At 60.7% G+C, this 6,794-nt stretch carries 6 protein-coding genes and 1 pseudogene; 4 read left to right on the top strand and 3 right to left on the bottom strand.

The features are described from left to right. Positions 1-197: 197 nt before the first annotated feature. Genes AB4874_RS17605 through AB4874_RS17595 form a run of 3 tightly spaced genes read right to left on the bottom strand, consistent with a single transcriptional unit; the run spans position 198 to position 2,430 of the window. Entirely contained in the window at positions 198-362 is a 165-nt protein-coding gene (locus AB4874_RS17605; RefSeq protein ID WP_368392953.1) for a hypothetical protein, read from the bottom strand. Continuing rightward, complete coding sequence (locus tag AB4874_RS17600; protein WP_368392952.1) at positions 359-1,489, bottom strand: YeeE/YedE family protein; 1,131 nt, start codon at positions 1,487-1,489, stop codon at positions 359-361. The genes AB4874_RS17605 and AB4874_RS17600 overlap by 4 nt, the downstream gene beginning before the upstream one ends. Continuing rightward, on the bottom strand, positions 1,489-2,430 hold the full coding sequence (locus tag AB4874_RS17595; protein ID WP_368392951.1) for a sulfurtransferase: 942 nt from the start codon (positions 2,428-2,430) through the stop codon (positions 1,489-1,491). Before AB4874_RS17595 ends, AB4874_RS17600 begins: the two co-directional genes overlap by 1 nt. A gap of 703 nt (positions 2,431-3,133) precedes the next feature. On the opposite strand from AB4874_RS17595, the pseudogene AB4874_RS17590 reads away from it, so the two are divergent. The 4 genes and pseudogenes from AB4874_RS17590 to AB4874_RS17575 all read left to right on the top strand — a co-directional run bounded on the left by AB4874_RS17590 (position 3,134) and on the right by AB4874_RS17575 (position 6,790). Further along, a pseudogene (locus tag AB4874_RS17590) lies at positions 3,134-4,104 on the top strand (transposase). A gap of 496 nt (positions 4,105-4,600) precedes the next feature. Further along, complete coding sequence (locus tag AB4874_RS17585) at positions 4,601-4,912, top strand: virulence factor (RefSeq protein ID WP_295533766.1); 312 nt, start codon at positions 4,601-4,603, stop codon at positions 4,910-4,912. Positions 4,913-4,925: 13 nt separating this feature from the next. Next, on the top strand, positions 4,926-5,810 hold the full coding sequence (locus AB4874_RS17580) for a methylenetetrahydrofolate reductase (protein ID WP_368392950.1): 885 nt from the start codon (positions 4,926-4,928) through the stop codon (positions 5,808-5,810). Further along, the gene (locus AB4874_RS17575) at positions 5,807-6,790 is read left to right on the top strand and encodes a methyltetrahydrofolate cobalamin methyltransferase (RefSeq protein ID WP_368392949.1); all 984 of its coding nucleotides are present in this window, start codon (positions 5,807-5,809) and stop codon (positions 6,788-6,790) included. The genes AB4874_RS17580 and AB4874_RS17575 overlap by 4 nt, the downstream gene beginning before the upstream one ends. Positions 6,791-6,794: the final 4 nt, after the last annotated feature.

Genomic DNA, 6,794 nt, shown 5'->3' with positions numbered 1-6,794 from the left:
GCGTATCGCGATCCTGAATGGCTACACCGCCCTTGGCATCCCCGTCACGAAAAAGGTGGGGTGAATCCGTCTGGGGAAAGGGGAACTATGTCCGGCAGCTGATTTGTGCAACAGAGTCGGCCAAGGGGAAACTCCATCCTCTACCGGAATAGCGCAACAACGCCGATCACCATTGCTCGGCACCACGTCAACATGACCTATTTTGGCAGCGCACCACAAAACCCGCCCGCTGCGACTTGCCCCGACCCCAATGCAAAAAGCGCTGGCGCTTGATAGGGGTTCAGGGGTGTGGAAAACTGATCAAACGCAACCAGTAATACCAGCCCTGCGACGGCGAGAGAGGCGGTGAAACGACGTGTCATGTGCGCGCCTCCAGCCCCAAGATCGGACGCAGTCGAATGCCAACAAACGCACCCGCGAAGGCTGCGATAAACCAGACCCAGCCATGCAAACTGCCTGTCGAAATCCCGGAAAAGAACGCCCCGACATTGCAGCCAAAGGCCAAGCGTGAAGAATAGCCCAGCAACAGCCCCGCGATGATCGTTGCGATCCATGCGCGCGCTGGATAGCGCGGCAAGGATTGTGACAGACCGCCTTGACGCCAGCTTGCCACGCCAAAAGCGCCTGCAATCAGTCCAATATTGGTAAGCGAGGTGTAATCGGTCAGCAGGCTTTGCTGAACGCGCGTCACCGAGCCGGGTGCTGCCCAAAACGCAGAGCCCGACAGATCAGCGCCCATCGCCGTCGCCCCTTTGGCAACCCACAGGCCAAGCCCGTAGACCACTCCCCACGGTTGGCCCGCGACGACAAGGTTCGCAATCGAAAGCCCCGCCAAAATCAGTGCCGCAATCACATAGCGCGCAGGGAGGCGGCGGCTGCCGGGTTTGCCCAGCACAAAGAACAGCGCCGCCGTCATTGCCAAAGCGATCAGCGTGATCGTCAGCCCCGTAGCGCCCGTCAGCGTCAAAATTGGCAGCGCGCCCAAGTTGGTCCACCAGATCAGCCCGTAGGCTCCGGCAAAGCTGCCAATCGCAAAGAATGGCAGCGCCAGCAGCCCGATTGGATTGCCCGAGCCCGCATTGACCAGCGTGCCCGATCCGCATCCCAGCACCACCTGCATCGCCGCTCCAAAGACAAAGGCGCCCCCGACCATCGCAAAACCAATCGGGGCTTGTGCGCCGGTCAACTCACCGGGATGCGCGGCAAGCAAAGGGATTGCGACGATGGACACCAGCGCAATCGCCAAAAGCTGGGCCAAAATACCCGCCGGTTCGCGCCGCAAGATCATCGCGCGCCACGGACCGGCAAAGCCGAACCGCAGCCCCTCCAGCGTGATCCCAAAGCCCAAGCCAATCGCCAGCAGTAGCGCATAGCGTGCGCCACCAAACAGCGCCAATGTCGCGATCGCGATCAGCGCCGCAAGGATCAGCGCGCTGCGACCGGGGATCGCGCGCGCTGTCCCGGTTTGTGTGATAGCAGCGGTCGTCATCAGTTGCCGCCTCGCAGTTGATTGAGGAAGTTGGCAATCAAGCCGGGCGTGTTGGCCATTTCGCCATCAGTGGCGGAATATTCAACCATCGAGCCGGGATAGAGTTTGACGTTGTCGATACCCGCCAATTCGGAAAGCGCAAACCAATCGGTCGCCGCCCAATGCCCGGTATTGCAAAACGACACGACCTCATCACCATCCTGAATCCCAAGTTTCACCTTGAGGGCGGTGACATCGAGTTTGGGCGCGATTGCGGTGGCACCGGGGCTGAAGAATTGGGAATAGGGCAGGTTTTGTGCGCCGGGCAAGGTTCCGGGCCGTGCGGCTGCATCGTGCATTTTCTTACCCTCGAAGAAGGGCGTGGGGCGCGCATCGACCAGAATCGCTTTGGCTTGCCCTTCGACGATCTGGTTCACCGCCGGGGTATCTGCGGTCCAGGCGTTATTCCATTGGATCGACAACTGCGTGGGGGCGGGCGTCACGGGGGTGGTCGAAAACGCGAACCCCGCATTCGCCCAGTTGCTCGCTCCGCCATTCAGGATCGAAAGATCCTTGAAGCCGGAACTTTTCAGCGTCCAATAGACCCGCGCAGCCGCGCCGAAATCGCTGTCGGTATCGCCTTGGGACACCACCACGACCGGGCGATCAAGCGTCAGCCCCAAGCGCTCATAAGATGCCTCCAACTTGTCGAGTGCAGGAACCTGACCCGGATCATTGCTAGGGCCGCGAAACAGCCCGTAAGGGGCAGAAATCGCCCCTTCAATATGGCCCGCATCATACCCTTTGGCGCGAATATCCAAGATGATGGGGGCCGTGCTTGCAAGCCCCGCTTTCAGTTGGGACGGCGTCACAAGCGGGCCAAAGCTTGAAGCCATCGCGAGGGTTGCGCAAGCGGCGTATGCGGCAAAGCTTGCCCCAATCGAAAATGCAAAGCGTCTCATGTTAACATCCTTTGGGGTGCGTGGAGTTTATTCCAAATCAATCATAATTCTTGGCATTTCAAGGAACGATTCGCGCCCACACCTTCCATCATCGCGGAAAATATTCACCTCGATTGACCAGTTCGGTCTATCGTTCTGAGTTTGAGGATAGGGCTGGAACACAAGTGCATATTTCACGCGATCTATGGGCTTGTATTCTTTTCGCCCCGCGCCGGATTTGTTGTTAATTATGCGCTTAAACACTCGTTTTTCGAACCAATTGTGCTTGAAACTCTCCCAACGGCACGCATCAGTTCATGCTGGTTATTCCTAAGTCTCCCCGTGATTCGCAGCAACGTCAGTCAGTGTTCTGGGCTTTGTTCATGATGTGACCGCCCTCCCCTGCGTTACGATCTGGAACGGAGGACGGTTACAGTATCAGATCCGATGAGGTGGAAAGCCGGACGGCCACCCAGCGTGATGCCGGTCCCGCTTAGCACCCCATAAGCGACCGCTAGCCGCGTCGAGCCGATCGACAGCACGACTCCCCCCCAAACGCGGATCAATAAGTCAGAGAGTATCGGTTAGTGCCGGAAATCATCAGGTTTGAGCTCGTCTGGAACCCAAAGAAGAAACGCGCGAAAGTTGGTGATGCCCTGAGGGGCGGCATATCAAGGCGGTGTTGGGTCGCCGTCAATTCTCTGCTGAGAAAAGGATATGCCACATGTCAGAGATCACCATCACCCAGGTGCCCGATCCATCGGGAGTTCGCTCCGACCCATTCACGGACGTGCTCCGCGATGGAGCGCGCAAGCTGATCGAACAGCCGATCCAGGCGGAACTAGCTTTGCTCATGAACGCCTTTTCCGGGGAAAGGCTCGAAGATGGGCGGGCAGGCCTGCTGCTTCACGGTCACCTGCCGGAACGCGAGGTCATGACCGGTATTGCTCCGGTGCCCGTGAAGGTGCCGCGCGTGCGCAATCGCGGCTTCGGCGATGACAAGATCACCTTCACGCCCAGCATCCTGCCGCGGCATCTGCGCAAGGCGAAATCGGTCCAGGAACTGCTTCCGTGGCTCTCGCTCAAGGGCGTGTCTACAGGCGATTTTACCGAGGCGCTGGAGGTGCTGCTCGATCTGAAGCGCCGCAGCCTGAAGCTGGCCCCCAAACTGGCCATTCGCGACGGTGCGCTTGGCTTTTGGACGGCGCTGCGCGAGGTGTTCGCCACGACGCAGGAGCAACGGTGCTGGGTCCACAAGACGATGAACGTGCTGAACACGATGCGAACCCCATGCAAGCCAAGGCAAAGGCACACCTGCACGCCATTTGGCAGGCCAAGACGAGAGCCAACACCGCCTTCGATTTCTTCGGCGATGCTTACGGCGTTAAAGGGGAGAAGGCGGTCGCCAAGCTGATCAAGGACCGCGACGCGCTGCTGACCTTCTAGGATTATCCGGCAGAACACTGGAACCACATCCGGACGTCGAACCCGATCGAAAGCACCTTCGCAACGGTCCGGCAGCGCACGAAACGCACCAGGGGGGCCTAAGCTGCAAGACCGGCTTGGCCATGGTGTTCGAGCTATTGATGTCGGCGCAGAAGAAATGGCGCAAACTCGACGGCCAGAACCGCCTGCCCGAGATCATCAAGGGGGGAGTTGCGCGACGGGCTCCGCCAACTTGAAGCCGCCGCCTGATCAGGCGTCACCAACTTTTGCGCATATCTCACCACTGTTTCATGAGCCTTGCAGATGCCCACGAAAAGCTGGAGGACTGGCCCCTCTCAGCGAATGCATGCATTCGCCTGCCGGGCAACAGTAGAACCTCGACGAAGATCGCCCCCCATAGCGCGATGACGCTACCAGCCCGTCTTCGAGAAACAGCCGGAAAAGTCCAGCTTCCGGCGGCCCCACGTTGGCCAGCAGCGCACGCCCCCAAAACGGTCAACATAAGAATCCCGGTCCGTCCGGGCGTGACGATCTGGTCTCGCCTGCGCCCATAGGAATGCCCCCGCATGTGAGTTGAGCGCCGCTCATCTTCTTCCCCCGGATTTTTCCGATCCCGGACGGTGGCCCCGGTGCCACGCAAGCTGCTAGACATGCCCTGCGCGTCGGTCCTTTGCGACGGAATGTCGAAATCGCACCGCGCGCGGGCGCAAAACATGCGCACACTTGGGCATAGGAGAGAGTCGATATGGCACAGATCACCCTTGTTTATTGGCGCGACATCCCGGCCCAAATCATTGCGGGCAAGGGACGGCGCGGGGTCAAAAAGCCCCTGCCCGAGCGCTTTGAACAGGCGATTGACCGCGCCGCCATGAAGATCGGGGCGCGCGATAGTGACAGCTATCTGGCCGAATGGCGCAAAGTGGCTGCGGGCGAAGAGCCGGGCGATGATGCGGATGCGGCCGAGGCAGTGCTGGCGCGTATTCTCTCGGATTATGACGACGCGCGGTTGCGCACGCTGATTGCCAATGACGGGTGGAACACTCCACCCGCGCCCTGAGGGAGAGATGCGAATGGCCTTGGTAAATTTCCGCCGTGAGGCGCCGCGCCAGCCGGTGAACGCCCAGATGGCGGCATTGCTGGAGGGTGCCTCGATCGAAGTGATGCCGCGCACGGCCGCCAAGGTCGAGAGCTTCGGCGATCTGCTGCCCCAAGGCACCCGCGTCTATATCGCCCATATCGAGGGCACGCCGTTTGATGAGATGCTCACCACCGCGCGCCGCCTGCGCGATGAGGGCTTTGTGCCGATGCCCCATTTTCCCGCCCGCATCATTCGCGATGCCGCGCAGCTGCGTGATTGGGTCGCGCGCTACGCCGGTGAGGCTGGCGTTAATCAGGCGCTGATTTTGGGCGGCGGTGTGAAGCAACCTGTGGGCGATTTTCACTGCGCAATGCAGCTGATCGAAACCGGCGCGTTTGATGGCTTTGCCCGTCTGCACGTTGCAGGCCACCCCGAGGGCAACCGCGATATCGACCCCGCAGGTGGCGAGGCCGAAGTGATGGCCGCGCTGCGCCTCAAACAGGATTTCGCCAATCGCTCTGATGCCGATATGGCGATTGCCACGCAATTCGCCTTCGAGGCTGGCCCGATCCGCGATTGGGCCGCGCGACTATCAGCGAACGGGATCACCATGCCGATCCATCTCGGGGTAGCAGGCCCCGCCAAGCTGCAAACGCTGGTGAAATTCGCCATTGCCTGCGGTGTGGGCCCGTCGCTTAAGGTGTTGCAAAAGCGTGCCCGCGACGTGACCAAGCTGCTGCTGCCCTTTGAACCCACCGAATTGCTGGCCGATCTGGCCGCCAACCGCCCCGACAATATCGAATCCGTGCATTTCTTCCCGCTGGGCGGTATCACCGCCTCAGCCAACTGGATTGCCCAACAAAGAGGCCATGAATGACCCGCACCGTCCTTGAATCGAAATCCAAGACCGTCACCATCGGCTTCGACGAGCCCTTCTGCGTGATCGGCGAGCGGATCAACCCCACCGGGCGCAAGAAACTGGCCGCCGAACTGGAGCTGGATGATTTCTCGACCGTCGAGCGCGACGCGATTGAACAGGTGGCCTGCGGGGCCTCGGTGCTCGATATCAACTCGGGGGCTGTGTTCACCAATCGCATGGCCTCTGATCCGCGCTATGCCGATAATAACTTTGTCGAGCCGCCCCTGATGCGTGAGCTGTGCGCACGCGTGCAGGCGCTGGTCGATGTGCCGCTGTGCATCGACAGCTCGGTTCCTGCCGCACTCAAGGCCGGGCTTGAGGCCTGCGTGGGCCGCCCGCTGGTCAATTCCGTGACCGGCGAGGAAGAACGCCTTGAAACCGTGCTGCCGTTGATTGCGAAATACAACGTGCCAGTGGTGGCGATTTCCAACGACGACACCGGCATTTCCGACGATCCCGAAGTGCGCTTTGCCGTGGCGAAAAAGATCGTCCAGCGCGCGGCTGATTTTGGCATCAAGCCTTGCGATATCGTGGTCGACCCGCTGGTCATGCCGATTGGCGCCAAGGCCACTGCGGGGCGTCAGGTGTTTGAACTGGTTGCCAAGCTGCGCGATGAACTGGGCGTGAACACGACCTGCGGCGCGTCCAATATCTCTTTTGGTTTGCCCGGGCGTCATGGCATCAACGCCGCCTTCCTGCCGATGGCGATTGGTGCCGGGATGACCAGCGCGATCATGAACCCGGTGCGTCCCGCGGAAATGGAGGCCGTGCGCGCCGCCAACCTGCTGATGAATCACGATGATAACGGCGCGGACTGGATCCGCTTTGCGCGCATTCTTGAAGCGATGAAAGAGGGCGCGACCCTTGCCGAGGCCTCGGCCGCGGCGGGGGCCAGCACGCGTGGCGGGCGCTCGGGCCGTCGCCGCGCACGCGTCTGAACAA

The organism is Thioclava arctica (assembly GCF_040892615.1).
GTDB lineage: Bacteria > Pseudomonadota > Alphaproteobacteria > Rhodobacterales > Rhodobacteraceae > Thioclava > Thioclava arctica.
This window is presented reverse-complemented; position numbering and strand designations above follow the sequence as displayed.